The sequence below is a fragment of the Natronorubrum amylolyticum genome (genome assembly GCF_052040145.1).
Lineage (GTDB): Archaea > Halobacteriota > Halobacteria > Halobacteriales > Natrialbaceae > Natronorubrum.
In genome coordinates, this window is record NZ_JBPPFW010000003.1 from 653,755 (window position 1) to 678,762 (window position 25,008).

At 63.9% G+C, this 25,008-nt stretch carries 22 protein-coding genes and 1 tRNA gene; 13 read left to right on the forward strand and 10 right to left on the reverse strand.

The window, feature by feature from the left end:
• Positions 1-38 precede the first annotated feature (38 nt).
• The 5 genes from ACSFDB_RS14630 (at position 39) to ACSFDB_RS14650 (ending at position 5,690) form a co-directional block, all read left to right on the forward strand.
• Complete coding sequence (locus ACSFDB_RS14630) at positions 39-899, forward strand: polymer-forming cytoskeletal protein (protein WP_440771681.1); 861 nt, start codon at positions 39-41, stop codon at positions 897-899.
• Positions 900-1,164: 265 nt separating this feature from the next.
• Positions 1,165-2,034: an electron transfer flavoprotein subunit beta/FixA family protein gene (locus ACSFDB_RS14635; RefSeq protein WP_440771682.1), complete on the forward strand. Its 870-nt coding sequence runs from the start codon at positions 1,165-1,167 to the stop codon at positions 2,032-2,034.
• Between the two features lies 1 nt (position 2,035).
• Positions 2,036-3,619 carry an electron transfer flavoprotein subunit alpha/FixB family protein gene (locus ACSFDB_RS14640; RefSeq protein WP_440771683.1) on the forward strand — a complete coding sequence of 528 codons (1,584 nt, stop codon included), beginning with the start codon at positions 2,036-2,038 and terminating at the stop codon, positions 3,617-3,619.
• On the forward strand, positions 3,619-5,310 hold the full coding sequence (locus tag ACSFDB_RS14645; protein WP_440771684.1) for an FAD-dependent monooxygenase: 1,692 nt from the start codon (positions 3,619-3,621) through the stop codon (positions 5,308-5,310). The genes ACSFDB_RS14640 and ACSFDB_RS14645 overlap by 1 nt, the downstream gene beginning before the upstream one ends.
• 2 nt (positions 5,311-5,312) lie before the next feature.
• Positions 5,313-5,690: a DUF8055 family protein gene (locus ACSFDB_RS14650; RefSeq protein WP_440771685.1), complete on the forward strand. Its 378-nt coding sequence runs from the start codon at positions 5,313-5,315 to the stop codon at positions 5,688-5,690.
• Positions 5,691-5,715: 25 nt separating this feature from the next.
• Here the strand turns inward: ACSFDB_RS14650 and phoU are convergent, their stop codons facing one another.
• Positions 5,716-6,387, reverse strand: coding sequence for a phosphate signaling complex protein PhoU (gene phoU, locus ACSFDB_RS14655; RefSeq protein WP_006090725.1), 672 nt, complete (start codon positions 6,385-6,387; stop codon positions 5,716-5,718).
• Between the two features lie 206 nt (positions 6,388-6,593).
• Between phoU and ACSFDB_RS14660 the strand changes: the two genes are divergently transcribed.
• From ACSFDB_RS14660 to ACSFDB_RS14670, 3 genes are all read left to right on the forward strand, one after another.
• Positions 6,594-7,043 carry a universal stress protein gene (locus tag ACSFDB_RS14660; protein WP_440771686.1) on the forward strand — a complete coding sequence of 150 codons (450 nt, stop codon included), beginning with the start codon at positions 6,594-6,596 and terminating at the stop codon, positions 7,041-7,043.
• Positions 7,044-7,210: 167 nt separating this feature from the next.
• On the forward strand, positions 7,211-7,945 hold the full coding sequence (locus ACSFDB_RS14665) for an HNH endonuclease (RefSeq protein WP_440771687.1): 735 nt from the start codon (positions 7,211-7,213) through the stop codon (positions 7,943-7,945).
• A gap of 205 nt (positions 7,946-8,150) precedes the next feature.
• The gene (locus ACSFDB_RS14670; protein ID WP_440771688.1) at positions 8,151-9,539 is read left to right on the forward strand and encodes an FAD-binding oxidoreductase; all 1,389 of its coding nucleotides are present in this window, start codon (positions 8,151-8,153) and stop codon (positions 9,537-9,539) included.
• Between the two features lie 112 nt (positions 9,540-9,651).
• Here the strand turns inward: ACSFDB_RS14670 and pstB are convergent, their stop codons facing one another.
• From pstB to ACSFDB_RS14695, 5 genes are all read right to left on the reverse strand, one after another.
• Entirely contained in the window at positions 9,652-10,515 is an 864-nt protein-coding gene (gene pstB / locus ACSFDB_RS14675) for a phosphate ABC transporter ATP-binding protein PstB (RefSeq protein ID WP_440771689.1), read from the reverse strand.
• Between the two features lie 408 nt (positions 10,516-10,923).
• Entirely contained in the window at positions 10,924-12,585 is a 1,662-nt protein-coding gene (locus ACSFDB_RS14680) for a sensor histidine kinase (protein ID WP_440771690.1), read from the reverse strand.
• Positions 12,586-12,753: 168 nt separating this feature from the next.
• The gene (gene pstA, locus ACSFDB_RS14685) at positions 12,754-13,689 is read right to left on the reverse strand and encodes a phosphate ABC transporter permease PstA (protein ID WP_440771691.1); all 936 of its coding nucleotides are present in this window, start codon (positions 13,687-13,689) and stop codon (positions 12,754-12,756) included.
• Positions 13,686-14,609, reverse strand: coding sequence for a phosphate ABC transporter permease subunit PstC (pstC, locus tag ACSFDB_RS14690; protein ID WP_440771692.1), 924 nt, complete (start codon positions 14,607-14,609; stop codon positions 13,686-13,688). Before pstC ends, pstA begins: the two co-directional genes overlap by 4 nt.
• 58 nt (positions 14,610-14,667) lie before the next feature.
• Positions 14,668-15,639 (reverse strand): PstS family phosphate ABC transporter substrate-binding protein, encoded by a 972-nt coding sequence (locus ACSFDB_RS14695; protein WP_440771693.1) that lies wholly within the window; start codon positions 15,637-15,639, stop codon positions 14,668-14,670.
• A gap of 201 nt (positions 15,640-15,840) precedes the next feature.
• On the opposite strand from ACSFDB_RS14695, the gene ACSFDB_RS14700 reads away from it, so the two are divergent.
• A complete protein-coding gene (locus ACSFDB_RS14700; RefSeq protein WP_440771694.1) occupies positions 15,841-16,836 on the forward strand; it encodes a PhoU domain-containing protein in 996 nt (331 codons plus the stop codon).
• Positions 16,837-16,988: 152 nt separating this feature from the next.
• Here the strand turns inward: ACSFDB_RS14700 and ACSFDB_RS14705 are convergent, their stop codons facing one another.
• The 3 genes from ACSFDB_RS14705 to ACSFDB_RS14715 all read right to left on the reverse strand — a co-directional run bounded on the left by ACSFDB_RS14705 (position 16,989) and on the right by ACSFDB_RS14715 (position 21,451).
• On the reverse strand, positions 16,989-17,360 hold the full coding sequence (locus ACSFDB_RS14705) for a 30S ribosomal protein S8e (protein ID WP_006090715.1): 372 nt from the start codon (positions 17,358-17,360) through the stop codon (positions 16,989-16,991).
• 137 nt (positions 17,361-17,497) lie between these two features.
• Positions 17,498-18,850, reverse strand: coding sequence for an outer membrane protein assembly factor BamB family protein (locus tag ACSFDB_RS14710; RefSeq protein ID WP_440771695.1), 1,353 nt, complete (start codon positions 18,848-18,850; stop codon positions 17,498-17,500).
• Between the two features lie 345 nt (positions 18,851-19,195).
• Positions 19,196-21,451 carry an NADP-dependent malic enzyme gene (locus ACSFDB_RS14715; RefSeq protein WP_440771696.1) on the reverse strand — a complete coding sequence of 752 codons (2,256 nt, stop codon included), beginning with the start codon at positions 21,449-21,451 and terminating at the stop codon, positions 19,196-19,198.
• A gap of 142 nt (positions 21,452-21,593) precedes the next feature.
• On the opposite strand from ACSFDB_RS14715, the gene ACSFDB_RS14720 reads away from it, so the two are divergent.
• Positions 21,594-22,085, forward strand: coding sequence for a phosphopantetheine adenylyltransferase (locus ACSFDB_RS14720; protein ID WP_440771697.1), 492 nt, complete (start codon positions 21,594-21,596; stop codon positions 22,083-22,085).
• Positions 22,086-22,226: 141 nt separating this feature from the next.
• Here the strand turns inward: ACSFDB_RS14720 and ACSFDB_RS14725 are convergent, their stop codons facing one another.
• Positions 22,227-22,535 (reverse strand): transcription initiation factor IIB family protein, encoded by a 309-nt coding sequence (locus ACSFDB_RS14725; RefSeq protein ID WP_090303494.1) that lies wholly within the window; start codon positions 22,533-22,535, stop codon positions 22,227-22,229.
• A gap of 481 nt (positions 22,536-23,016) precedes the next feature.
• Between ACSFDB_RS14725 and ACSFDB_RS14730 the strand changes: the two genes are divergently transcribed.
• The 3 genes from ACSFDB_RS14730 (at position 23,017) to ACSFDB_RS14740 (ending at position 25,005) form a co-directional block, all read left to right on the forward strand.
• Positions 23,017-23,101, forward strand: a tRNA-Leu gene (locus tag ACSFDB_RS14730).
• Between the two features lie 325 nt (positions 23,102-23,426).
• A complete protein-coding gene (gene dacZ / locus ACSFDB_RS14735) occupies positions 23,427-24,239 on the forward strand; it encodes a diadenylate cyclase DacZ (RefSeq protein WP_440771698.1) in 813 nt (270 codons plus the stop codon).
• A gap of 1 nt (position 24,240) precedes the next feature.
• Entirely contained in the window at positions 24,241-25,005 is a 765-nt protein-coding gene (locus tag ACSFDB_RS14740; RefSeq protein WP_440771699.1) for a mechanosensitive ion channel family protein, read from the forward strand.
• Positions 25,006-25,008: the final 3 nt, after the last annotated feature.

Here is a 25,008-nt window from a genome sequence, read left to right on the forward strand (position 1 = left end):
GCGAGATTTATTACCGGATAACTCCTTTGGCCTGAAACGTGGCATTTAGCAGGGATCCGCTCGACGAACTCGTCGTTCCCGACGGGACGGAAGCCAAGGAAGTCGACCTCGTGACCGACGGAGACGTCCTCGTCGGCGCGCGGTCGACGATCGACTTCGGCGTCCGCGGCCGAAACGTCCTCGCCGGCGAGAGCGTCGAGTTCGGCGGTGCCATCGAAGCCGAGGGCGACTGCCGACTCGACATGTGGTGTGACGTCGCCGAAAACGTGCTGGTCGGGCAGGACGCTTACATCGGCGAGCGGGTCCACGTCGCGGGCGAGATGAAAGTCGCCGGCGATCTGGACATCGGCGACGACGTCGAGATCGAGGAAGGGTTCGAAGCCAACGGTTGGATCGTCATCCGCAACCCGATGCCGACCATCGTCCTCCTCTTCGTCTACCTCAAACACCTCCTGCTCGTCGGCGAGGAAGACACCGCCCAGCGGCTCGTCTCCGAACTCGTCGACGAAGAGGGGGACGCCCCGCCGGAGGTCGAACCGCTCGTGATCCCCCGAAACGCGACCGTCAGCGACGACGCCTGGCGTGTCTCGACGCCCGCGACGATCGGCGACGACTGCCGGCTTCACGGCAACGTCCGCGCCGAGACGATCGACGTCGGCACCGATACGACGATCTTCGGAAGCCTCCGCGCTCGAGGCGACGTCACCGTCGGCGAGGGAACCCGGATTCACGGCGATCTGACGACTCGTGACGGCGACGTCACGATCGAGCCGACCGCTCGGGTCCTCGGCGACGTTTCCTGCAACGACCTCGAACTCGGGCCCGAAGCCGAGGTCGACGGCACGATCCGTGCCGACGGCGAGATCACGATGGGGACGACTGAACGCGAGCCCGAGTGACCGCGGCCGAACCGCCGACAGTCGGCTGACGCTGTGATGGTCGGTCGAACGGTGTAACCCGTTACTTCCGCCGAGAGATTCCTTCTCTTACAAATTGTCGCGGGTTCGTTTGCCGTCTCGAGCTGGAAGTGTCTCCGTTCGAACGAGTAGCGAGCGGACCGGCAGCTTCTCGTGGCGATTTTTACCCCTATTCTTAATACCGATAATTACGATAGGGGTTGACAGGCATGGGAGTGACAATCACACAATTGAAACGGAGGGTGCAATGCGATCGATCGTACTGACGAAAGGGGTCCCGGACTTCTCCGAAGGGGCCGTCTCGTTCGACGAGGACGGCCACCTCGAGCGCGGAAAGACGCCGACCGTGATGAACCCGAACGACAAGTTCGCCGTGCAGGCGGCGCTACAGACGCGGGTTCGTCACGGCGGGCACGTCAGCGGGATGAGCATGGGACCGCCGGGCTACGCCGACGTCTTGAAAGAAGCCATGGGGTCCGTCTACACCGACGACAGCTATCTGCTCTCCGACCGGGAGCTCGCCGCGTCGGACACGTGGGCGACGGCGATCACGCTCAGCGCCGGTCTGGAAACCTATCAGGAGGAGGTCGGCGACATCGATATCGTCTTCGCCGGCTTCAAATCGGCCGACGGGGAGACGGGCCAGACCGGTCCGCAGACCGCCTGGGCGATGGACTGGCCGATCGTCACGCACGTCCTCGCGCTCGATATCGATCCCGACGAGCGAGTACTCCGCGCGAAACGCCTCGTCGAGGGCGATATCGACGAGATCGAGACCGTGGAGGTGCCGCTCCCCTGTTTCGTCGTCACCGACCCCGAGTTCGAGCCGACCTACCGAAAGGCCTCACACCGGCTGACCCACAAGCAACTCAGGGCTGAAACCGAGGAACGAGCGGCCGACCACGAAGAGCACCTGACGACGTGGAATCACGAGGATCTGAACCTCGATCCCGACTACATCGGGCTCGACGGCTCGCCGACGATCGTCTCGTCGGTCGATCCGATCCCCAAAGCGCCCTCGGAACGGGAGGCGACGATGATCGACCCAGGAAGCGAAGACGAGATGAGCGAGGTGCTCGAGGAGATGCAACCGTTCGCCACAGGAGCGGGTGATTGAGATGACCGACGTAGACCCAACCGAACACACGGTCGACGAACTGACCGACGAACTCGAGACGATCGACGACGCGGACGAACTCCAGACGATTCTCGAGGCCGAACAGGCCGGACAGGATCGGGCGACCGCTCGCGAAGCGGTCCACAAGCGACTCGAGGATATTGGCGAACTCGACGCCGACGAGTCGGGAGCCAGCGATGGCATCGAGGAGGGAACCGAAACGGAAGGCGAGTACGAGGAGACGAAGGAGGACGTCGGCGAGGAGGCCGAAGGTGAGGAGGTCGAGGAAGCAAAAGAAGACGACGAGGAGTCCGAACCGGACGAAGCCGACGCCGAGGAGGACGACGGCCTCTCGCATCCCACGCGCGACAAGCGGCACGTCCGCGCGCTCGCCGACGGCGAGTACGCCGACATGTGGGTGTTCTGCGAGACCCAGGGCGGCGAGTTGCTCGACGTCTCGCTCGAGATGCTCGGCAAGGCCCGCGAACTGATGGACCAGTTCGAGGAGGACTACAACGACGAGGAGCGCGTCGTCGCGTTCCTCATGGGCGACGACTGTGAGGGGCTCGCCGAGGAGTGCATCGCCTACGGAGCGGACGTCGCCGTCTATCACGACGACGAGCGCCTCGAGCGGTTCCTCCACAAACCCTACACCGAGATCACGTCCCACATGGCCCGCGGCGAGGGAACCGTCGAGAGCACCGACTGGCGAGAGTACGACAAGCCACGGTACATTCTGTTCCCGGCGACCAACAACGGCCGCGACCTCTCGGCGAAGGTGCAGGCGGAGCTCGACTCCGGACTCGCCTCCGACTGTTCGGACCTCTTCATCGAGGAGAACAAGGTCTCGAACCCGGTGAAAACGGGCGAGCCCGGCGTCAAGAAGACCTTCGAGAAGGTCTTGCACATGAAACGGCCGGACTTCTCGGGCTTCGAGTACTCGACGATCCTCTGTCTCGACAATCCGGGGCGGGAGTTCCACCCGCAGGGAGCCTCGATCATCCCCGGGAGCTTCGACCCGATAGAGCGGGACCCGGACCGCGAGGGTCAGGTAATCGAACACGACATGGACCTCGAGGCGGACTGGTTCCGCGTCGAGATCACCGAACACGACCAGCTCGAGGCCGGGATCGACCTCACCGGTCACGAGGTCGTCGTCTGTCTCGGCCGCGGAATTGCGGACGACCCCACCCAGGGGATGGAGCTCGGTCTCGACCTCGTCGACGCCTTCGAGGACGCCGAACTCGGCATCACCCGTGGAATCGTCACCTCCTCCTACCAGTTCGAGGGCCACGTCGAGGAGTATTCGAAAGAGGAACGTCAGATCGGCGAGACCGGACAGGTCGTCGCGCCCGACCTCTACATCGCTGCCGGCGTATCGGGCGCCGTCCAGCACAAGGTCGGCATGGACGAGTCGGACACCATCGTCTCGATCAACACGGATACCGACGCCCGAATCCGGGACTTCTCGGACTACTTCCTTGAGGGCGACCTCTTCGAGGTGTTGCCACAGCTGACGCGGGCGGTCGAATCGGGCGAGATCGAACTCGAGGCGATGGCTGACGGCAGCGGAGGTGATGACTGATGAGTGCAGATAGCGACAATACGAGCGAGTACGAACACTACGAGGCAGTTGTCGTTGGCTGTGGCCCTGGCGGGGCCGCGGCCGCCGCACGGCTGGCCGATCACGGCGTCGAGACGCTCGTCTTAGAGCGCGGCACGGAAGCCGGCTCGAAGAACGTCTCCGGCGGGTTGATCTACGCCGAGGAGTCGGCCGCCTACACGATCGACGACCTCTTCGACGGCTTCCGCGAGGCGGCGGCCGAACGGCCGGTCACGGACTACCACATCCACAACATCGCGGGGAACAAGGTCAAGAGCTACGAGCTAACCGACCTGCACGAGCACGATACCGACTGGTGTGACGCGGTGCTCCGCCGGCAGATGGACTCCTGGCTCGAGGCCCGCGTCCACGAGAAGACCAGCGAGACGGGCGGCGGCGTGCTAACCGATGTCCGCGTAAACGGGCTGCTCCGCGAGAACGGTGAGATCGTCGGGGTGACCTGCGACGAACTCGATCCCATCAAAGCCGACCTGATCGTCGGCGCGGACGGCGTCAACTCCGAACTCGCCCGCGATGCGGGCCTGATGGATTGGGAGGAGCCCGACGAGTGGTTCCAGGGCGTCAAGGCCGTCGTCGACATGGAGCCTGACGTGGTCAACGACCGCTTCGGGATCGACGACGACGAGGGCGTCGCCCACCTGTTCTCGGGCGACCTCTTCGAGGACGTCCGCGGCGGGGGCTTCCTCTACACCAACGAGGATTCGCTGTCGATCGGGACCGTCTTCCACCTCGATAGTCTCGTCGAACAGGAAGCCGAGCCACACGAACTGCTCGACGCGTTGCTCACCCATCCGCTGTTGGCTCAGTGGATCCGCGACGACTATCACGAACGCGAGTACTCGGCGAAACTCGTCCCCGACTCGAAGAAGGTCGCTCACCCCGAGCCCTATCAGGACCGACTGGTGCTCGTCGGCGACGCCGCCGGTCAGATGCAGGCCCAGGGGCCGATCATCAAGGGTATGAACCACGCCGTCACCGCCGGGGCGCTCGCGGCCGACGCCTTCGTCGTCACCCGCGGCAACGTCGAACCCGAGGCCGCGGGTCAGCGCTACGCACAGATGCTCGAGAAGTCCGGCACGATGGACAAACTTCGACCCCGGCGCTACGAACTCAGCCGGGGCGTCGGCGAGCACGACATGGTCGAGAGCGCGGTCGATCGAGTGCTCGAGTCCCGAGTCGGTTCGCTCGCGGTCGGTAACCCGATCGCGAACGGCCTGCTGAAGCGAGCCTACAACTCGCCGTTCCTGGTGTCGATGCTGCCCGACACGAGCACGGGCTACGTCACGCTCCCGACGGTCATCGGCGAACAACACGGGCGGACCATCCACTGGGGCAGCGAGATCGAACCGCCGTCGCTCGAGGAACGCATCGGCGACCTCACCTACGATACGGACGTCGGGAACCCCCACATCGAACTCAGAGACGAGTCCGCCGAGGCCAGCGGGGCGGCCGTCCACGCCTGCCCGGTCAGCGCCGAGGACTTCGGCGGCGGCTGTTACCGCTCGGAGACGGTGAAGACGAACGGTACGGAGGAGACCCTGGTCAGCCTCGACACCCAGCCCTGCATCGAGTGTGGGACTTGCGCGATCGTCGCGGATACCGAGTGGACCCACCCCCGTGGCGGCAAAGGTGTCGAGTACCGCGAGGGATAGCTATGAGCCGCTACGGGCCACGAATCGCGGCCCTCGAGCGGCGCGCGGAGCGGGATCGCGCAGACGTGACGGTCGGTGACGGCGACAGCGGGGCCGATCCGGACGACGCCGCCACGTACCTCCGCGAGGGTGCAGGGCAGGCGATCTGGCTCTACGTCGAGGCCCGAACCGGCGGTCGCTTGGTTCCGTTTTCGCCGGCCGAACTCGACGCGTTAGAGCGGGCGATGAACCAGTGGCTCGAGTGTTACACCCGCTGCTACGGCGTGGCGTTCGACGCCGATTTTACGGTCCGAGAAGCCGCGGAACTGCTCGTGCAGACTCGAAACGTCGACGACATCGGGCAGTTGCTGACCGGAACACCGCCGCGAGAGCACTGCTGACGCGCGCCGGGACTCGGAGGTGCCGTTAGTAGATCAGTTCGTCGTCGTTCTCGACCATGTACAGCGTTCGCGCGGCGATGTTGACCGCGTGGTCGCCGACGCGCTCGAGGTCACGAATCGTCAACAGTAGCCGGGAGACGTCCTGCAGGAGGAGTTCGACCTCGGAGGGGGAGTCGAGTTCGCGTTCGATGAGGTCTCGGACGACGATCTCGCTCGCTCGCTCCGCGAAATGGTCGAGGTCGTCGTCTCGGGAGGCCAGCTCCCGGCAGGCCTCGGTGTCTTCGACGTCGTAGGCGACCATCGCGTCCTCGATCATCTCGAGGGTGAGATCGCCCATCTCCTGGACGTCGACGTCGGGAAAGAGGTTCTCCTCGGCGTCCAAGGTGTACTCGCCGAGGTTGACCGCGAGGTCGGCGATTCGCTCTAAGTCGGTGATGATCTTGAACGAGGCGGCGATGAACCGGAGATCGCTCGCGACCGGTTGCTGCAGGGCCAGCAGATCGATACAGTCCTGCTCGAGATCGAGGTACATCCGGTTGATCTCGCCGTCTCCTTGGATCACTTCGTGAGCGAGCGAGTTGTCTTTCTGCTCCAGCGCGTCGAGCCCCATCCGAAGTCGCTCCATGACGACTTCACTCATGTAGAGGATATCCTCGCGGAGTTCCGCGAGCTGCTCCTGATACGATTTCCGAGCCATGATTCACGCACCTTTCCGGGCGAAGATATAGCTTGCGCTCATTGCAACGGTGATCGCGGCGTCCAGTAGCCAGACGAAGTGAGCTGGCGGGTGTCAGAGGCGGACCGGACGGGACAACACCTGAAGCGCAGAGACCATCGCTAACGTTGCTCGATTGGAAAACACTATACGAACGTCCTCTAAACACCTGAAATAGAGTACGTTCGATGGCAAACGACATTATAATACCAACAGATGGGAGCGAGTACGCCGAAAAAGCAGCCGAAGTCGGATTCGATTTCGCCGAAAAGCTCGACGCGACGGTCCACGCGCTCGCCGTCGGCGATGTCAACATCTCGGAAATTTCGTCGATCGGCGGCGCGCCGCCCCAGAGCAAACAGGACGTCACCGACGTCGCCGCCGAGTGGGCCGACGAGCTCGCGGCGGCGGCTCGAGAGCGCGGCCTCGAGACGGAGACCGTCGTCAAAACCGGCGTTCCCGCCGAAGAGATCGCAGCGTACGCGGCGGAGCTCGACGCCGAAATGATCGTGATCGGAACGGCCGGCCGAACCGGTCTGGAAAAGCGGATTCTCGGCAGCGTCACCGACAAAGTCGTGCGAACGGCACCCGTCCCGGTCGTGACGGTTCGGCCGGACGGGAGTATCGACGCGGCCTGAAACGTCACACCAGCGCCGTCAGTGGGTTCGCTGTATTCGTCGCTCTCGTTCGAACGAGGGCGTCTGCGTGCTGAGTTCTCTGAGTGACCGGGGTCGTCGGCGTACCGGGGTCGTCTCGAGTCCGTCGATGCGCCTTTGGGACCGCGAGCCGTACCGTCTCGAAACCGATGGGGAATCGGAGCGAACGGGAGGCCGACGGCCGGCCCGACGATCACGGCTACGGCGAGGGCTGGGAGGAGCTTCGCCGAAAAACGCTGCGTCGGGACGGCTACGCCTGCACGCGCTGCGGGGCCGACGATCGGACGCTCCAGGCCCACCACGTCGTCCCCAGATCGGCCGGGGGACCGGACGACCTCGAGAACCTGCTTACGATCTGTCGTCCGTGCCACGGCGTGATCCACCAGTCCAACGGCGCGTTCGACGACGTTCGCGACGACGCGCCGCTCTTTCCCGACCGCACTGCGCCCGCTCCCGTCGCCCGAATGCGGACCCCGGACGATCAGTGCTGCAGTCGGTGCGGAGCCCAGCGCGACGACCCGAGGGAGCTCGTCGCCTGGACCGACGTGCCGGCACCCGCGGACGGGCGAGAGACCGACCACCTGACCCTCTGTAAACCGTGTGCGGGACTGGTACTCGAGCGCGACCCGAACTGTACTCGAGACGCACTCTCCGCCAATCACCGGTTCTCGACGCACGAACTCGCGTCGCGTCGAGCGGACGCCCCGGTTCGTCCCAGCGTGTTCGCGTCGCCGCAGGTCGCGATTCGTCGGGACCCCCGGACCGTTCGCGAACGGCTGGTCGACGACACGCCGCTCCGATTTGCCGTCAACCACGCGGGAGTCCGCTGGGCGATGCTCGCCGCGATAGGGTACGTTCTCCTGATTCTCGCCGTGTCGCTGTAAACGCCGTGAACAGCCACTCTTCGCACGCCCGCTCCCGGTCTGCAGGCGGTGACTTCGTCGCAGCGCTCGCACGGTGCCCAGTGACTGCCGAATCGCCACTCACTACGTTCATCACGCTCTCGGTAGTCCATAGATGCGTGCTTGGTAATAGCACGCTATTGCCGGGGCGATACTCGTCCGTCGCGAGCCGGACGGGGGAGAAATTATGGCAACAACCACAACAGACGATGATGCGGCGATCGAGGAACTGGCGGGGACCCTGCGAGGCGAACTGATTCGGCCCGCCGATCCGGCGTTCGACGACGCGCGCACCATTTACAACGGAATGATCGACAAGCACCCTGGGTTGATCGTCCGGTGTGCGAACGTCGCAGACGTGATCGCAGCGGTAACGTTCGGGCGCGAACGTGGGCTCGAGACGGCGATCCGGAGCGGCGGCCACAGCGGGCCGGGGCTGGCGCTCGTCGACGACGGACTGGTCATCGACCTCTCCGAGATGACCGGGATCCGAGTCGACCCCGATGCGGAGACGGTCCGCGTCGAGCCGGGCTGCACCTGGGGCGATGTCGATCACACCACCCACGCCTTCGGAAAGGCCACCGTCAGCGGCGTCATCTCGACGACCGGCGTCGGCGGACTGACGCTCGGTGGCGGCCACGGCTATCTGAGTCGCAAGTACGGGCTGGCCATCGACAATCTCGTGAGCGCGGACGTGGTGCTGGCCGACGGTCGGCTGGTTTACGCCAGCGAGGATGAGAACCCCGACCTGTTCTGGGCGCTGCGCGGCGGGGGCGGAAACTTCGGCGTCGTCACCGCGTTCGAGTTCCAGTTACAGCCGGTCGAGACGGTGGTCGCCGGACCGCTGTTCTGGCCGATCGAAGAACTCGAGACCACGATGCGCTGGTACCGCGAGTGGCTGACGGAAGCGCCGGAGGACGTCTACGCCTTCTACCTCACCGCCGAGGTTCCGGGGGACCCCTTCCCGGCGGAGATCCACGGCGAGAAGGTCTGCGGATTGCTGTGGTGTTACACGGGCCCGGAAGAGAGAGCAGAGGCCGCAATCCAACCGGCCCGCGACGTGGCTGACCCCCTGTTCGAACACGTCGGGCCGATGCCCTACCCGACGCTGCAGAGCATGTTCGACGACCTCTACCCGCCGGGCGACCAGTGGTACTGGAAGGGGGATTTCGTGGCGGAGCTGACCGACGACGCTATCGCGGAGCATCGGCGCTTCGGGGAGGTGCCGACGCCCAAGTCGACGATGCATCTCTACCCGATCGACGGGGCCGTCCACCGCGTCGGTGCGGACGAGACGGCGTGGAATCACCGCGATGCCACGTGGTCGATGGTCATCGTCGGCGTCGACCCGGACCCCGCCGAACGCGATCGCATCACCGAGTGGGCTCGCGACTACTGGGAGGCGTTGCACCCGCACTCGGCCGGCGCGTCGTACATCAACTTCATGATGGACGAAGGCGAGGAGCGAATCCGCGCGACCTACGGGGAGAACTACGACCGGTTGCAAGCAGTCAAATCGAAGTACGATCCCGACAACTTCTTCCGGGTCAACCAGAACATCGAGCCGGCGACGTAACCGCGGTTGGACGGGCCCGAACGATCGCTCTCGAGGCGATAAAAAAGCGGCCGTCTGCGCTGTGCGGTAGCCGTGGACCGACGGATTGCCGGCCAGAATCCAATTTTGCCGACTATCCGAACTTTCCGGTGATGTAGTCTTCGACCCGATCGCTCTCGGGGTTCTCGAAGATCTTGTTCGTGTTGTCGAACTCGACGAGGTGACCGCCGGTGAGGAAGACCGCGGTTTTATCGGAGATCCGGGCCGCCTGCTGCATGTTGTGGGTGACGATGACGACCGTATACTCCTCGGCGAGCTCTTCGACCAGATCCTCGATCTTCGAGGTGGCGACGGGATCGAGCGCCGACGCCGGCTCGTCCATCAGAATCACCTCGGGGTCGGGAGCGATGGCGCGAGCGATACAGAGCCGCTGTTGCTGGCCGCCGGAGAGGTCGAGTCCCGAAGAATCGAGTTGGTCTTCGACCTCCTCGAGCAACGCTGCGCGCTCGAGTGCCGTCCGGACCTGCTCTTCGACGTCGCCGTCGTCTTTGCCCTGGACGCGCAGCCCGTAGGCGACGTTGTCGAAGATGCTCTTCGGGAAGGGGTTCGGTTTCTGAAAGACCATACCGATCTTCCGCCGGAGGGCGACGGGGTCGACGTCGTCGTCGTAGACGTTTTTCCCGTGGAAGTAGAGGTCGCCCTCGACGCGGGCGACGTCGATGAGGTCGTTCATCCGGTTGATCGAGCGCAGGAACGTCGACTTCCCACAGCCCGAGGGACCGATGAGTGCGGTCACCTTCTTTTCGGGAATGTCCATATCGATCCCGTGAAGCGCCTGATCGTCGCCGTAGAAGACGTCGAGGTCCCGGGATTCGATGACGGCATCGTCGACGCGCGGGGTGCCGAGCGGCGCGTTGTCGGCCATCGATGCGTCCGACCGGGCGCCGTCGGATTCTGTCGTCGATACGGTTCTGGGTCCGCCGCCATTCGCGGTCATATGAGGTGGTTGATTCTTGGGACTCACGCAGTTACTTGTTCCGGAATGTGCTTCGTTACGGGCAGTGTCGCGCGGGTACTCGCTCGAGCCACGACGGGGCTGTTCCTCGGCTCGGCGGACCGGCAACCTGGTTCAAGAGGCCGACGAACTGGCCACATGGGCCGGCTGAGGGGGCTACCGGGTCGGATTCGCTCAGTCAATCCCTCGGATCGTTCACCTCGAGACGCCGTCGTCATATCCGACACGATCAGCCGATCGAATAAATAGTGTGCTATGACGACTCCGTTCGGCTGCTGTCGCCCATATACTGCTACTGAGGGATATATAGGGAACTGTGGTCGAGGCACGAACGCTGTCAACCCTGGCCGTCGACCGCCCGAACAGCGGAGCGATAGCGCCGGACGTGTGTCACGTCCACTCCTCGGCGTCAGCGTCCGCTGTCGAGTCCGGCGCTCGAGCGAACTCGAGGACGACGGTCGTGCCATCGGCTATCGCCGCGGTGCTCGAGTCCGCCGCCGGGATCAGCAGCCGTCCGTCGTACTGACTCACGATCCAGTCGACTAACCACAGCCCGATGCCGCCGGTGTGGCTGATCTGTGAGATCTCCCGGTTGCCGGTGATGACGGCGGCCTCGTCCGCCGGAATGCCGGGCCCGTCGTCGGCGACCAGGATCCGAACGACGTCGTCGTCCGTCTCGACGGTGACGTCGACGGTCGGCTCGGGGCCGGCGTGGTCGGCGATGTTCGCGAGCAGTTCGTCGATCGTGACGGCGATCTCGGGTCCGCAGACGGCGACGGCTCGATCCGGAACCGTCACGGTCAGGTTCGGCTTCGCGTCGTCGGCTCCCGACAGGCCGAACTGGACGATGCGTTCGTGAACGACGGCTGCGAGATCGATCCGCGGCGACTCCTCGCCGACCGGATCGAGTAACTCCTCGGTCATCCGCGCCCGATCGGCTAACGTGAGCAGTTCTCCCGTCACCAGCCGAATCTCTCGAGCCGATTCGCGCTCGGGACCGTCAAGTCGTTCTTCGAGGTCGCTGGCCCGACCGGCGACCACGTTGAGCGAGTTTCGGAGGTTGTGCCGCAGGATTCGGTTGAGGACGAGCAGCATCTGCTCGCGCCGGGCCAGTGCGGTCCCGAGTCGCTCGAGCGCGTCGTCGATGCGCCGCCACTCGGTGGCCCCCTCGAACGACGGGCCTGCGTCGTACTCCCGTCGTTCCAGGGCCCTGACGCAGTCTGCGAACTGTCCGATCCGACGGATCTTCGAGCGGTACACCCAGCCGCCGAAGACGATGATCGAGCCGAGCAGAGCGAAGCCGGAGACGGCCTGAAAGACGGCGAGACGGTTGATTCGAGCGTCGATCGCCGCCCGGTCACGGTGGGCCGTGACCGTCCAATCGACGGTCTCGAGGTCGGCGCTGTGGGCGACGGTCTCGTCGAAGCGATCGGCCGTCGTGTACAGCGTCTCGGTCTCAGTCGCGACCGTAACGGCTTCGCGTCCGTCGTCACCGTCCAATATGTCGAAGAGACCGGTCTCTTCGAGTTGGGCGGCGCCGTTGAGCGAGCCGACGATCTCGCCGTCGACGACGACGGGCGCGCTGATCACGACGACCGTGTTACCGGTCTGTGCGCCGAACGGGTCGCTGACGTGTTGCTCGCCCGCGAGTCCGCGCTGGACGTACGTGCGATCGCTGAAATCGTCACCGATGATCGCTTCGGATTCGAACCCGGATGACGTCGTCTCGAACGACTGCACCCGTCCGTCTTCGTCGACCACCGAGGCGCCGTCGAACGCCGTCGACTCGACGAACCGCTCGAGCGCCTCCCCCTGTCGATCCGCTCCGTGAGCGGCGAGATCGGGGTTGATTCCACCGACTGCGACGGTTCGCCGCTGTTCCTCGAGGCGGTCGTCGAGGATCGACGCCGAGAGCGCCGCTCGGTCGGCGACCGACGTGTTCGCCTGCTCCTCGACGTCGGTTCGGTGGGCGTCGAACGTGACCACGAGCACGGCTCCCGCGATGAGAACGACGACTAGAAACACGATGCCGAACCGATGCACGAGCCTCATGCGAGCATGTATCGATACACGGTACAGATAACGAACGCATTATTCTTGTGGCCATTCCCTTAATTCACTGTCACTTGGGGCAGGTACTAACGTGTTTGACCGGTCCGAAACCGGACAGCAGAACTGAAACGGTCCGCGGGCTCGATGCGATCGTCCGGCGTGTGGATGCTACTTCCGCCGATCGTACTTGTTCCGGATGTAGATCGCGACCGCGTTCATCAGCAACAGGACCGTCAGGAGGACGATGATCCCGGCGGCCGCGATGTGCTGGAAGTCACCTTCGGGCTCTTTCGCCCACGTGAAGATCTGCATCGGCATCGCGGCGAACGAGCCGGTCGGATCGGTCAGGTTCGGCGGAGCGAACATCGAGGTAGCTGCGCCGACCATGATGATCGGCGCCGTTTCGCCGATCGCTCGAGAGAGCGAGAGGATGATCCCCGTCATGACACCCGGGATGGCCTCGGGGAGGACGACGTTGCGGATCGTCTGCCACTTCGTCGCCCCGGAGCCGTACGACGCCCGACGCATCGAGTCCGGCACGGCGCGCAGCGCCTCCTGCGTCTGGACGATGACGATCGGCAGAATCAACAGCGTCAGCGTCAGCGCACCCGCGAGCAGGCTCGAGCCCGCGCCGACCGCTCTAACGAACAGCGCCAGCCCGAGCAGTCCGTAGACGATCGACGGGACGCCGGCCAGGTTCGAGATGTTCGCCTCGATGAACCGCGTCAGGAGGTTGTCGCCGGCGTACTCCTCGAGGTAGATCGCGGCGCCGACGCCGAGGATCAGCGTGAAGACGGCGGTCATCGCGATGAGGTAGACCGAACCGACGAGCGCCGGATAGATGCCGCCGGGTCCGGTCGGCAGATCGCCGTAGTTCGACGGATCGTAGTGCTCGGCCAGGTAGGACGGCGGATGCGTCAGGAATTCCCAGGTGAGCCAGCCCCAGGCCTCGTTGACGACGTCGAAGACGAGCGCGATCAACGCGACGATACCGACCATCGTCGCCAGCAGACAGGCCCCGAGGAAGATCCGCCCGTAGAACCGCATTCGACGGATCGAGGAGTCGTCCACCTCGAAGGCGTCGGTTTCGGTCGGCGCGCTCATTGGTACTCCTCCCGGTAGCGCGAGCGGATCCACATGCTACCGACGTTCATCAGGAAGGTCATCACGAAAAGCGTCAGCCCGATCGCGAACAGGCTCATGTAGCCGATCGAGCCGACGGAGGCGTCACCGGTCCCGATCTCGACCATGTACGCCGTCATCGTCTGCATCTCGGCGAACGGGCTCATCGTGATCTGTGGGAGCATTCCAACGGCGAGCGTGACCGCCATCGTCTCACCGATCGCTCGAGAGATCGCCAGAATGTACGCGGCCAGAATCCCCGACAGCGACGCCGGGAGGACGACCTGCGTCGAGACCTCGAACTTCGTCGCACCGAGACCGTAGGCGGCGTTCCGAAGCGAATCGGGCACCGAACTCATCGCGTCTTCGGAGATCGACGAGACCATCGGGATAATCATGATCCCGACGACGATCGCCCCGGAGAGCACGTTGAACGTCCCCACGTCCGCGTAGAAGTACTGGATGATCGGCGTAATAAACGAGAGCGCGAAGAAGCCGTAGACGATCGTCGGGATCCCGGCCAGGATCTCGAGGGTGGGCTTGACGGTGCGACGAACTCGCTCGTCGGCGTACTCCGAGAGGTAGATCGCCGTCAGCGTGCCGACCGGGAGCGCGATCAGCGCCGACCCGATCGTTACCACGAGCGTCCCCCAGACGAGCGGCAGCACGCCGAAACTCGGGTCGGTCGCGTCCCGCGGATTCCAGGAGGTCCCCGTGAGATATTCGACGACCGACACCTGCGCGAAGAAGTCGATCGCCCCGTCGAGAAGGACGATGATGATCGCCAGCGTCGTCAGTACGGTCACGAGCGCACACGAGAAGAAAATCCACTTCGCGGCCCTGTCGACGAGCGATCCGACGTTGTTGTCCTCACGGCTGAGATCGATCGGCTCCGTGCTCATCGTCTCCCCTCGATTCCTCGTCGATCAGTGTGCGGCTCAGTGCCGTCGATAGCTGTGTTCATTCGTACTCCTCGAATAGTTCGTCGAGTTTCTCGTGTTGAGCGTCGATCGTCTCGTCCGGAACCGCGTAGAAGCCGACATCCCGGGCCGTCTGCTGGGTGTTGTCGAGATAGTACCGGAGGAACACCCGGACGACTTCCCGTTCCAACGATTGTTCGCGTACGTAGAGATACATCGGCCGTGAAAGCGGCGTATACGTGCCCTCTTCGATCGTATCCGGTTCGGGGTAGATACAACCATTGCCGTCGTCGATGGCGATCAGATCGAGGTCGTCCTCGTTCTCGTAGTAGTAACCGGCGCCACCGAACCCGATGGCGTTGCGGTTCCCCCTGACGCCGCGGATGATCGCGTTCGTGTCCGGCGTCCCGCTGTAGTCGTTGCGAATGTTTCCGACGGCCCCGTTGATCGTCTCCGTGAAGTAATCGAACGTTCCCGACGCCGTATCCCGGCCGTAGAACGAGATCTCCTCGTCGGGCCACTCGTCGTCGAGGTCCTGCCACGTCTCGATATCGGAGTCGCTCTCCCACAGTTGCTTGAGTTCGTCGACCGTCAGACAGTCACACCAGTCGTTCTCCGGGTGTTTCATGACCGCGAGTCCGTCCGTCACGACCTCGAGTTGAATCCAGTCGACGTCGTTGCTGTCGCACAGGTCCTGCTCGTCGTCGGCGATATCGCGGCTCGCGTTCTGTAAATCCGTTTCGCCGCGACAGAATTGCTGGAAGCCGGCCCCGGTTCCCGACCCCCTGACGGGAATCTGGACCTGATTGTTCTCCCAGTTGAACTGCTCGGCGACGAGCGCACTGTTGGGCAGCAATGTGTTCGATCCGTCGATAACGATCTCGCCCTCGAGACCGCTATCTTCGCCGTGAACGATACACCCCGACAGTCCCATCAGACTCGATCCTGCGACACCGAGTAAAACGCGACGACGAGAGACGCCGTCCGCACCGGACATCGGCTCGGTACCCATCGGGTAGGTATAGCGCACGTCCAGTCTAAATACCCTACTATGTTATCTATATATCGCTATGTTCGATACCGAGTAACAGGATCAGACGCCTCCTGTAACGCGGTTTCATACGTCGATTGATCGCCACGTTGTTCCATCGTCCCGGTTTCCAACAGCTATAGAGAGGAGTGATTTTATACGTACTCTCTCGAACGTTCTCGCATGGAGACGCGCAAAGTGCAGGTGACGGGCGGCTCGACGTACACCGTCTCGCTACCGAAATCCTGGGCGACCGACAACGGCGTCAGCGCCGGGACGACGGTCGAATTCTATCCCGAGAACGACTCTCTCCTGTTGACGCCACAGAGCGAGACCGATCGCCAGGAGGGCACCCTCGAAATCACGGACCTCGAGGGCGAACGACTGACGCGGGCCGTCATGACGATGTACGTCAGCGGCTTCGACATCATCCGACTCGAGGCGAGCCGGATCACGACCGACCAGCGCAGCGCGATCCGGAGCGCGACCCAGAGTCTCGTCGGGGTCGAAGTACTGGAAGAGACGACCGACAGCGTCGTTATCCAGGACTTGCTCGACTCCGCGGAGCTGTCGATCGTCAACGCGGTGAGCCGCATGCGGCTGATCGCCCGCTCGATGCTCGAGGACGCCGTCACCGCGCTCGTCGAGAACGACGACGACATCGCACAGGACGTCATCGAGCGCGACGACGACGTCGACCGGCTCTGGCTCGTCGTCTCCCGGATCTTCCGCGCGACGCTGCGTTCGCCCCGCGCCGCGGCGGAACTCGGCGTCCCCCGCGAGGACTGCTTTGACTACCACTCGAGCGCGCGCCAGCTCGAACGGGTGGCCGACCACGCGGCCAAGATCTCGAATCTCGCGTTCAAACTCGAAGAGATCCCGGAGGGCGTCGCCGACGCGCTCGTCGAACTCCACGGGGACGCCTCGGACATCCTCGAGAAGGCGATGGACGCGCTGGTCGCGGAGGAGACCGAGGAGGCGACGCGGCTAGGCCACGCCGCCCTCGAGTCCGTCCTCGAAATCGACGAACACACCCGGACGATCGACGACATGCTGCGCGACCTGGACCCCGTTCAGGCCCAGTCGCTCGGGCTGATCGTCGACTCGCTGTCCCGCAGCGCGGACTACGGCGGCAACATCGCCGAGACGGCGCTCCAGAAGGCCGCGCCGCGGCCCTGAGTCGCAGCTTCGTCGCGTAATTGATCGCTCGAGTACGCCGACCGTCACCGTACCGAGTGCTGTAATAAATAGCTTGCGAGCGTCGTGACTCGCGGTCGAACGAATAGTACGAGTTCCGTCCGTCGCTGTCGGACGAACCGAGAATCGAGACGTTACTCGAGGAGAACGGCGTTGACCTGACCGGTCTGGCCGGGTCGGGACGTGACGCGGGCCTGTCCTTCCGAGGTATCGATGACGGCGCCCTTCGTGATGATGTTTCGGCGGACGTAGTTCGGGTTGGCGTCGTTCTCGACGACGTCTTCGATGTCGGCCGAGACGGTCTCGTCGCCCTTGTTGACGCTCGCGACGTCGGTCGCGAGTGCGCGCGTCTTCGTTCCGTTCCCACGGACGTCGACGGTTCGGAATCGCTGCTCGCCGACCTGCGTCTCGGTCGGCAGGCGGCCGAGTTCGTCTTTCCGGCGTTTGCGGACGTTCTTCAGTCGGCCACCGGTTCGCTTGCGCGTAGAGCTACCCTGGTCTTGCATACCCGCAAACAATCTCGGCGGATATTTATATGCAACGGGATGGACGCCGACGATGATCGACAGCCGTGCGCCGTGCTCACACGATGTGGCGGCCGTCGCGCTCGAGCCGAACTCGATCGTTCTCGTCTCACTCGATCTCATTCGTCGCCGACCAGACAGTACGCGTGGCCCGGGACCTCGGTCGTCTCCTCGTTTTCGTCGTCCGTCGAGACGATGGCCCGTTCCGCGTAGTAGATTCGGCCGTCGACGGGGACCGGCGCGCTGGTGACGCGCCCCCGGTTCTCGACCCGCCAGTTCCGGTCCCCCGTCTCCTTGTCGAGCGCGTAGAGGTGCGAATCGTACGAACCGGCGAGTACCGTCTCGGCGGTGACCGTCAACGCACCGATGACGCGGCCGTCGACGTCAGTCGACCAAATCTCTTCGCCCGAGGCAGCGTCCAGCGCGTACACGTAGCCGTCGTCGCTTCCCATGTAGACGATATCCGTCTCGACGTCGACCGCCGGATTCGACATGATCGATCTCCCCGCCTCGAACGCCCACTCCTGAGAGCCGTCCTCGAGATCGAGGCAGTAGAAGTTGTTATCCCAACTACCGAAATAGCCGTAGCCCTGGTGGGCCGCGAGCGTCCCCTTGATTTCGGCGCCCGCACGAAAGGCGCCGTCCTCCTGTTCCTCGCCGTCGGCCTCGGCCTGAAACTCCCAGAGAAACTCGAGAGAGGGGTACTCCCAGCAGTAGAGGACGCCGTCGTTCGAGCCGGCGAGCAGTCGGCCGGTTTCGAGGTCGATCGTCGGCGAGGGGTGGGGCTGGCCCCACATGCGGTCGTCCTTCCACGTCGGCTCGCCGGTGTTCGGGTCGATCTCCCAGAGCGTCCCCGTGGAGGGCGAGCCGTACTCGGAGACGACGTACAGCGAGCCGTCGTGGTAGGCCGGACTCGAGCCGATCGCAAGCGCGTCGTCGAGCTCCGCGGATCGAGTCCGCCAGACGATCTCGCCGCTCTCGACGTCCAGCGCGTAGAGGTCGCCGTCGTAGCCGCCGATATAAGCGGTGTCGCCGACGACGGCTGCCGAGCCGTGAAAACCAAGATCCGTTGCACCCGTCCGCGTCGACCAGCGCAGTTCGCCCCCCGGCGTGTAGCCGTAGAGCCAGCCCGTATCGCCCGCGAACAGGATCGTCTCCCCGTCGGGGGCCGGAACCGGGCTCGACTTGGCCGCCGTGTGCTCGACGTAGTTGAGCGGGAATTGCCAGTTGACGGCGACCGAGTCCGGGACGGTTTCGTCGGGATAGTATCCCAATCGACGCAGTCCGCCGTGGAACAGTGAGACGTCCTCGGAGCCCTCGAGGCGGTCACCGAGCGACGTCGGAAGGTCGACACAGCCGGCGAGTCCCGTCGCCGCGGCCGCGCCGCTCGCGGCGAGCAGTCGCCGCCGGGAGCAGCCAGCAGCACGGTCTCGATCGGTCTCCGACACGGAGGAGTTGTTCGGACGTTGCATTCGGGTTCTACTGACACTCGGTACCCGCGACAGCTAAAACGCGGTGATCGATCGTCGCTGGCTCACTTCGTCTGCTCACGGCTCCCTTCGGTCACCGTTCGCTTCTCCGCGGTTCTCGCTCACTTCGCTCGCTCCGAACCGCGTACGCTCCGAATCGCGCTACTCGCGGGTCACTTCGTTCCCCGCTCGTTATTCCGAGGCGCTCCCGTCAGTCGCGCCTCGTTACTCACGGGCGCACGGCGCCCGTTCGTTCGAGGGATCTGCGATCCCTCGTTACTCACGGCTCACTCCGTTCGCCGTTCGTCTCTTCGCGGTTCTCGCTCATTTCATTCGCTCCGAACCGCGTTACTCCTGCTGGGCGTCGACGACCGCCACACCCGCCAGATTAACGATATCCTTGACCTCGTCGCCCCGCTGGAGGACGTGAACCGGCTCGTCCATCCCGACCAGCATCGGGCCGATGGCGTCCGCGCCGCCGAGGCGCTGGAGCAGCTTGTAGCCGATGTTGCCCGACTCGAGGTTCGGGAAGACCAGCACGTTCGCAGGCTCGTTCAGATCCGAGAAGCCGTAGGTACCCTCGAGGATGTCCTCGACGACGGCCGTGTCGGCCTGCATCTCCCCGTCGACGGGGAAGTCGACTTCGGGGTCGTCCTGCAACATTGCGGCCGCCTTGCGTGGCTTGCGGGTACCCTCGTTGTCGACGCTGCCGAAGTTCGAGTACGAGAGGAGCGCCGCGCGCGGTTCGATGTTGAACCGGCGGGCGAGTTTGCCCGTCTGCTTGGTGACCTCGGCGAGGACGTCCTCGTTGGGAGCCTGATTGACCGTCGCGTCGGCGACGAAGATCACGCGGTTCTTGAACGTGAGCAGGTAGACGCCGGCGGCGTAGTCGACGTCCTCGTCCGTTCCGATGACCTGCAGCGGCGGGCGCAGGGCGGACGGATAGTGGTGGGAGAGGCCGGTCAGGAGCGCGTCGGCGTCACCCTGTTCGACCATCACGCTGCCGAAGTAGTTCGAGTCGCGCTCGACGAGTTCGCCGGCCTCGCTTCGCGTGATCCCCTTGCGCGCGCGGAGTTCGTGCAAGCGTTCGGCGTACGCCTCGTAGTCGCCGACCGAGGGGTCCGCGACCTGCGGATCGTAGTCCAGCCCGAGGTTCGCGGCAGTCCGGCGAATCTCGCCCTCGTCGCCGATCAGGATCGGCAGGGCAATTCCCTGCTCCTGGATCTGGTAAGCCGCTCGGATCATCTTCTCGTTCTCGCCCTCCGCGAGGGCAACCGTCTTGGGGTCGCTCTTGGCCTTGTTGAGGACGACGCGCATCATCTCGCGCGATTTGCCGAGGCGGGCCTCGAGTTCCTCCTCGTAGGCCTCGAGGTCGATTTCGGTCCGTGCGGCGCCGGACTCCATCGCGGCCTCGGCGATCGACGGCGCGACGCGGAAGAGCACCCGGGGGTCGACCGGTTTCGGGATGATGTAGTTCGGGCCGTACTGGATCGGCTCGTCGCCGTAGGCCTTGACGACCGCGTCGGGGACGTCCTGCCGTGCGAGGTCGGCCAGCGCCTCGGCGCAGGCGACCTTCATCTCCTCGTTGATCTCGGTCGCGCGCACGTCGAGCGCGCCGCGGAAGATGAAGGGGAAGCCGAGGACGTTGTTGACCTGGTTCGGGTAGTCCGAGCGCCCCGTGGCCATGATGACGGTGTCGTCGCGGGCCGCTTTGGCCTCCTCGTAGCCGATCTCGGGATCGGGGTTGGCCATCGCGAAGACGATCGGATCGTCGCCCATGGACTGAATCATCTCCTGAGAGACGATGCCACCGATCGAGAGGCCGACGAAGACGTCCGCACCGTTCATCGCGTCCGCGAGGTCGCCCTCGGGGACGTCGCGAGCGAACTGCCGTTTGTACTCGTTGACGTCGCCCGCTTCGGCGCGCTCGGCGGTGATGATCCCCGAGGAGTCACACATGGTGATGTTCTCCTTCTTGCAACCGAGCGAGACGTAGAAGCGGGCCGTCGCGATCGCGCTCGCGCCGGCACCCGAGAAGACGACCTCGAGGTCCTCGAGGTCCTTTCCAGCGATATCGGCGGCGTTGAGCAGCGCCGCACCGGAGATGATCGCCGTCCCGTGCTGGTCGTCGTGGAAGACCGGAATGTCGATCTCCTCGCGCAGGCGCTCCTCGATGGTGAAACAACCCGGCGCTTTGATGTCCTCTAAGTTGACGCCGCCGAACGTCGGCTCCATCATCTTGACGGCCTCGACGATCTTGTCGGGATCGGCCTCATCGAGTTCGATGTCGAAGACGTCGATGTCGGCGAAGCGCTTGAACAGGACGCCTTTCCCCTCCATGACCGGCTTCGAGGCCTGCGCGCCGATGTCGCCGAGTCCGAGCACGGCGGAGCCGTTCGAGACGACGCCGACGAGGTTGCCCTTGGCCGTGTAGGTGTACGCCTCGTTTTCGTCCGCGTCGATCTCCAAACACGGCGCGGCGACACCGGGCGAGTACGCGAGCGAGAGGTCACGCTGCGTGTTCGTCGGCTTCGTCGTCGAAATTTCGATCTTTCCGGGTGGATCGGTTCGGTGGTACTCCAGTGAATCCTCGTCTAATCCCATATCGGGGACACTGCGGGCGACTACTAAAAACAATGCGAAGGGGAGGTACGACAATTGTCGAACCTTTCGATTGTCTCTCCTCTCACATCGCGTCGTTCCCCGATTCGACCGTTTTATACGCACCGCTCGAGTGAGGTGGAGTATGGACGTCGCGCTTGGTGGGACGTTCGACCCCGTCCACGATGGCCATCGACGGCTGTTCGAACGGGCGTTCGAACTCGGGGACGTGACTGTGGGACTGACGAGCGACGAACTCGCACCGAAGACACGACACGTCGAGCGACGAGTTAGAGCGTTCGACGAGCGAAAAGCGGCGCTCGAGGACGAACTCGAATCGATCGCCGCCGACTACGACCGCGAGTTCGAGATTCGGCGCCTCGACGGACCGACCGGCATCGCGACCGAACCGCAGTTCGACTATCTGGTCGTCTCACCCGAAACCAAAGACGGCGGCGAGCGGATCAACGAAATTCGACGTGAACGAGGCCACGACCCACTCGAGGTTATCGTCGTTCCGCACCTGCGGGCCGACGACGGCGATATCATCTCGAGTACGCGAATCGTCATGGGCGAAATCGACGAACACGGGAACGTTCTCGAGGGCGCGGACAGCGAGACGGACCGCTCCGAGTGAGTCAGGGTAATTCCCCATCGTCTGCGATGTAGGTGACTGTTCACCGCTGTTGTATCCGATTTCGGCTGCGTATCGTCTACTTACAGTGTCTCAGTGTGAAACTGTCCTCCTGAAACGGTCGAAACAGTCGGTTCGGTCGACCTACCACCGCGGTGGCTCGAGACCCGCGGTCTCGAGTAACTCCTTCCAGCGGGATTGAATCGAGAGTCGCGAGACGTCCGCGGCGTCGGCGACGGCTCCCTGCGTTCGGCCGTCGCCCGCGACGAGCGAACCGGCGTAGACGCTCGCCGCGAGAACCGCCCGTTTCGACCGGTCTTCGTCGGGAACGTCGGCTAAAAAGAGATCCACCGCACACGACCGAGCGTCCGTCGAGAGCTCCAGTCGGTCTGCGACACACTCGAGTTCATCGAGCCACTGTTCGTATTCGATACGATCTCGAGCGCTGTGCATACGACAGGATATCGGTGCATCGCCGATAAAGCTACGGAATAAGTGTATCAAAAGTTGAGTATATCGATAGCGCTCGAGACGTATACTCGGCGAAACGATCGACCAGCGCGGCGCTGTCCCGGACAATGTTCAGCTACGAACGAGTAGGAGAATTGGCCGTTCACTGTCAGTTTCACTAGGATACAACTACTAAACCGTCGCTGTCCCGCCATTCCAATAGACGCTCGTCGACCGGGTACGATCCGCGGCTGCGTCTCGTCTATGAAAGAGCCAACCTGCAAGCTCGTCTGCACCGGGTGCGGTTTAGAAATGCCGTACCGGGATCGATCGCTGGCCGAACAAGCGGCGGAGCTACATCAACTCCGGGACTCGGAGCACGTGACGTTCATCGTTCCGCCGGACTGGTCACCCGAGGAGCCGGTGACACACCCGTAGTGCGTATCGACAGTTTCTTACTGAGTTCGTGGATAGCTGAGAGTGCGCGCGGGTAGCCAAGCCAGGCCAACGGCGCAGCGCTTAGGACGCTGTCCCGTAGGGGTCCGCCGGTTCGAATCCGGTCCCGCGCATTCTCCGCGAACAACGTCGTGAGCGGAGAATGCGATCAGCGGATTCGAACGAGAGAAGACGCGCGCAGCGCAGCGAGCACGTCTTCGCGTCGTTCGAATCCGGTCCCGCACAGCCTCGAGTACGGCATCACTCGAGACAACCAAACCAAACCACCACCACTCGAGCGCCGGCACTCGAGAACTGACCCGAATCGGTGAACCAGTCGTCACCGAGCCCCGTGACGGCTGGGAGCGCCCTTCTGGCCGGGGAAACCGGATGCCACGCGACAGACGCGCGTCAGACGGTCCACAACGCTTATTCACGCGGGACCGACTTGTATGATCAATGGACGGGTTAGACGACGTGTTCGGGGATCTCTATGCGAACGTTGATGCAGTCGTGCTCTTTTCGCCGAGCGGCTCGTACTACGAGCGGTTTACGGACATCGAGGACCTCGATCTGATCGTCATCGGGACCGAAAACGCCGTCGGCGCGGAGACGTTCGTCGAACTGCCGCTGGCGTTCGACGATATCAGAGAGCGGATCAAGTTCGGACTCGAGGGCGCCCTGGAGCAGGGGTTGATCGACGGCGGTGACGAACTGTTGTGTGCGACGATGACGTTTAGCGACAGTATCGACACCCTCTCTCGCGTCCGCGCGGATGCCGAAGCCCATACGGGAATCTACGACCTCTTCGTCAAGTCCCGGGCGGAGCCGGAGGTCGTCAAAGCGGTCCTCGAGTTGGCCATCGAACTCGGAAAGAAAGGTCAGAAGGGGAAACCGGTCGGCGCGCTGTTCGTCGTCGGCGACGCGGGCAAGGTGATGAACAAGTCCCGGCCGCTGTCGTACAACCCCTTCGAGAAGTCCCACGTTCACGTCGGCGACCCGATCGTGAACGTGATGTTAAAGGAGTTCTCGCGGCTCGACGGGGCGTTCGTCATCTCCGATGCGGGGAAGATCGTTTCGGCGTACCGGTACCTCGAGCCGTCCGCCGAAGGAGTCGACATTCCGAAGGGCCTCGGCGCGCGCCATATGGCGGGCGGGGCGATCACGCGGGATACGAACGCGATAACGATCGTCCTCTCCGAGAGCGACGGACTCGTGCGGGCGTTCAAGGCCGGCGAGCTCATTCTGGAGGTCGATCCGGAGGCGTACTGATATGGACTGGCAGACCCTCATCGACGAACCGGCCGTGATAGCCGCAGCAGTGCTGGCGCTCGGGATCGTCGTCGGCTATCTCGTCGGACGGCTCAACGAGGAGTTGCTGACGGCATCCGGCGTGCCGGAGACGGTCGAGGGGACGCCGTTCGAGCGGACCGCCCAGTCGATCGGCACCTCCACGGTCGGCATCGTCGCGCGATTGAGTTCGTGGTTCATCTACGGGATCGCCGTGCTCACGGCGATTCACATCGCGCAGTTGCTGGATACGGACGCGTTCTGGCTGCGCGTAACGGAGTTCATCCCGCAGGTGTTCATCGCCGTCCTCGTGCTCATCATCGGCTTCATCGTCGCGGACAAGGCGGAGCTGGTCGTCGGCGAGTACCTCCGCGGCGTCAAACTCCCGGAGGTCTCGGTCCTCCCCAAGCTCGTCAAGTACACCGTTCTCTACGTGACCTTCATCATCGCGCTGGGGCAGATCGGGGTGCACGTCGTCGCATTGTTGATCCTGTTGACGGTGTACGCCTTCGGACTCGTTTTCGTAGGAACCATTGCCTTCAAGGACTTTCTCATCTCGAGTGCGGCGGGAATCTACTTGCTGCTCAACCAGCCCTACGGGATCGGAGACCGGGTCCGGATCGGCGAACAGGTGGGAATCGTCCAGGAAGTCGACCTGTTCGTGACGAAAATCGAGGACGAGTCCGAGGAGTATATCGTCCCCAATCGGAAGGTCTTCGAGGATGGAATCGTCCGGATTCGTGAGTAGAGA

Bases quoted from the DNA above. Each gene is read 5' to 3' on its own strand.
- ACSFDB_RS14635 (WP_440771682.1), top strand. From the start codon at position 1,165: ATGCGATCGATCGTACTGACGAAAGGGGTCCCGGACTTCTCCGAAGGG.
- ACSFDB_RS14640 (WP_440771683.1), top strand. From the start codon at position 2,036: ATGACCGACGTAGACCCAACCGAACACACGGTCGACGAACTGACCGAC.
- ACSFDB_RS14645 (WP_440771684.1), top strand. From the start codon at position 3,619: ATGAGTGCAGATAGCGACAATACGAGCGAGTACGAACACTACGAGGCA.
- ACSFDB_RS14650 (WP_440771685.1), top strand. From the start codon at position 5,313: ATGAGCCGCTACGGGCCACGAATCGCGGCCCTCGAGCGGCGCGCGGAG.
- phoU (WP_006090725.1), bottom strand. From the start codon at position 6,387: ATGGCTCGGAAATCGTATCAGGAGCAGCTCGCGGAACTCCGCGAGGAT.
- ACSFDB_RS14660 (WP_440771686.1), top strand. From the start codon at position 6,594: ATGGCAAACGACATTATAATACCAACAGATGGGAGCGAGTACGCCGAA.
- ACSFDB_RS14665 (WP_440771687.1), top strand. From the start codon at position 7,211: ATGGGGAATCGGAGCGAACGGGAGGCCGACGGCCGGCCCGACGATCAC.
- ACSFDB_RS14670 (WP_440771688.1), top strand. From the start codon at position 8,151: ATGGCAACAACCACAACAGACGATGATGCGGCGATCGAGGAACTGGCG.
- pstB (WP_440771689.1), bottom strand. From the start codon at position 10,515: ATGACCGCGAATGGCGGCGGACCCAGAACCGTATCGACGACAGAATCC.
- ACSFDB_RS14680 (WP_440771690.1), bottom strand. From the start codon at position 12,585: ATGAGGCTCGTGCATCGGTTCGGCATCGTGTTTCTAGTCGTCGTTCTC.
- pstA (WP_440771691.1), bottom strand. From the start codon at position 13,689: ATGAGCGCGCCGACCGAAACCGACGCCTTCGAGGTGGACGACTCCTCG.
- pstC (WP_440771692.1), bottom strand. From the start codon at position 14,609: ATGAGCACGGAGCCGATCGATCTCAGCCGTGAGGACAACAACGTCGGA.
- ACSFDB_RS14695 (WP_440771693.1), bottom strand. From the start codon at position 15,639: ATGGGTACCGAGCCGATGTCCGGTGCGGACGGCGTCTCTCGTCGTCGC.
- ACSFDB_RS14700 (WP_440771694.1), top strand. From the start codon at position 15,841: ATGGAGACGCGCAAAGTGCAGGTGACGGGCGGCTCGACGTACACCGTC.
- ACSFDB_RS14705 (WP_006090715.1), bottom strand. From the start codon at position 17,360: ATGCAAGACCAGGGTAGCTCTACGCGCAAGCGAACCGGTGGCCGACTG.
- ACSFDB_RS14710 (WP_440771695.1), bottom strand. From the start codon at position 18,850: ATGCAACGTCCGAACAACTCCTCCGTGTCGGAGACCGATCGAGACCGT.
- ACSFDB_RS14715 (WP_440771696.1), bottom strand. From the start codon at position 21,451: ATGGGATTAGACGAGGATTCACTGGAGTACCACCGAACCGATCCACCC.
- ACSFDB_RS14720 (WP_440771697.1), top strand. From the start codon at position 21,594: ATGGACGTCGCGCTTGGTGGGACGTTCGACCCCGTCCACGATGGCCAT.
- ACSFDB_RS14725 (WP_090303494.1), bottom strand. From the start codon at position 22,535: ATGCACAGCGCTCGAGATCGTATCGAATACGAACAGTGGCTCGATGAA.
- dacZ (WP_440771698.1), top strand. From the start codon at position 23,427: ATGGACGGGTTAGACGACGTGTTCGGGGATCTCTATGCGAACGTTGAT.
- ACSFDB_RS14740 (WP_440771699.1), top strand. From the start codon at position 24,241: ATGGACTGGCAGACCCTCATCGACGAACCGGCCGTGATAGCCGCAGCA.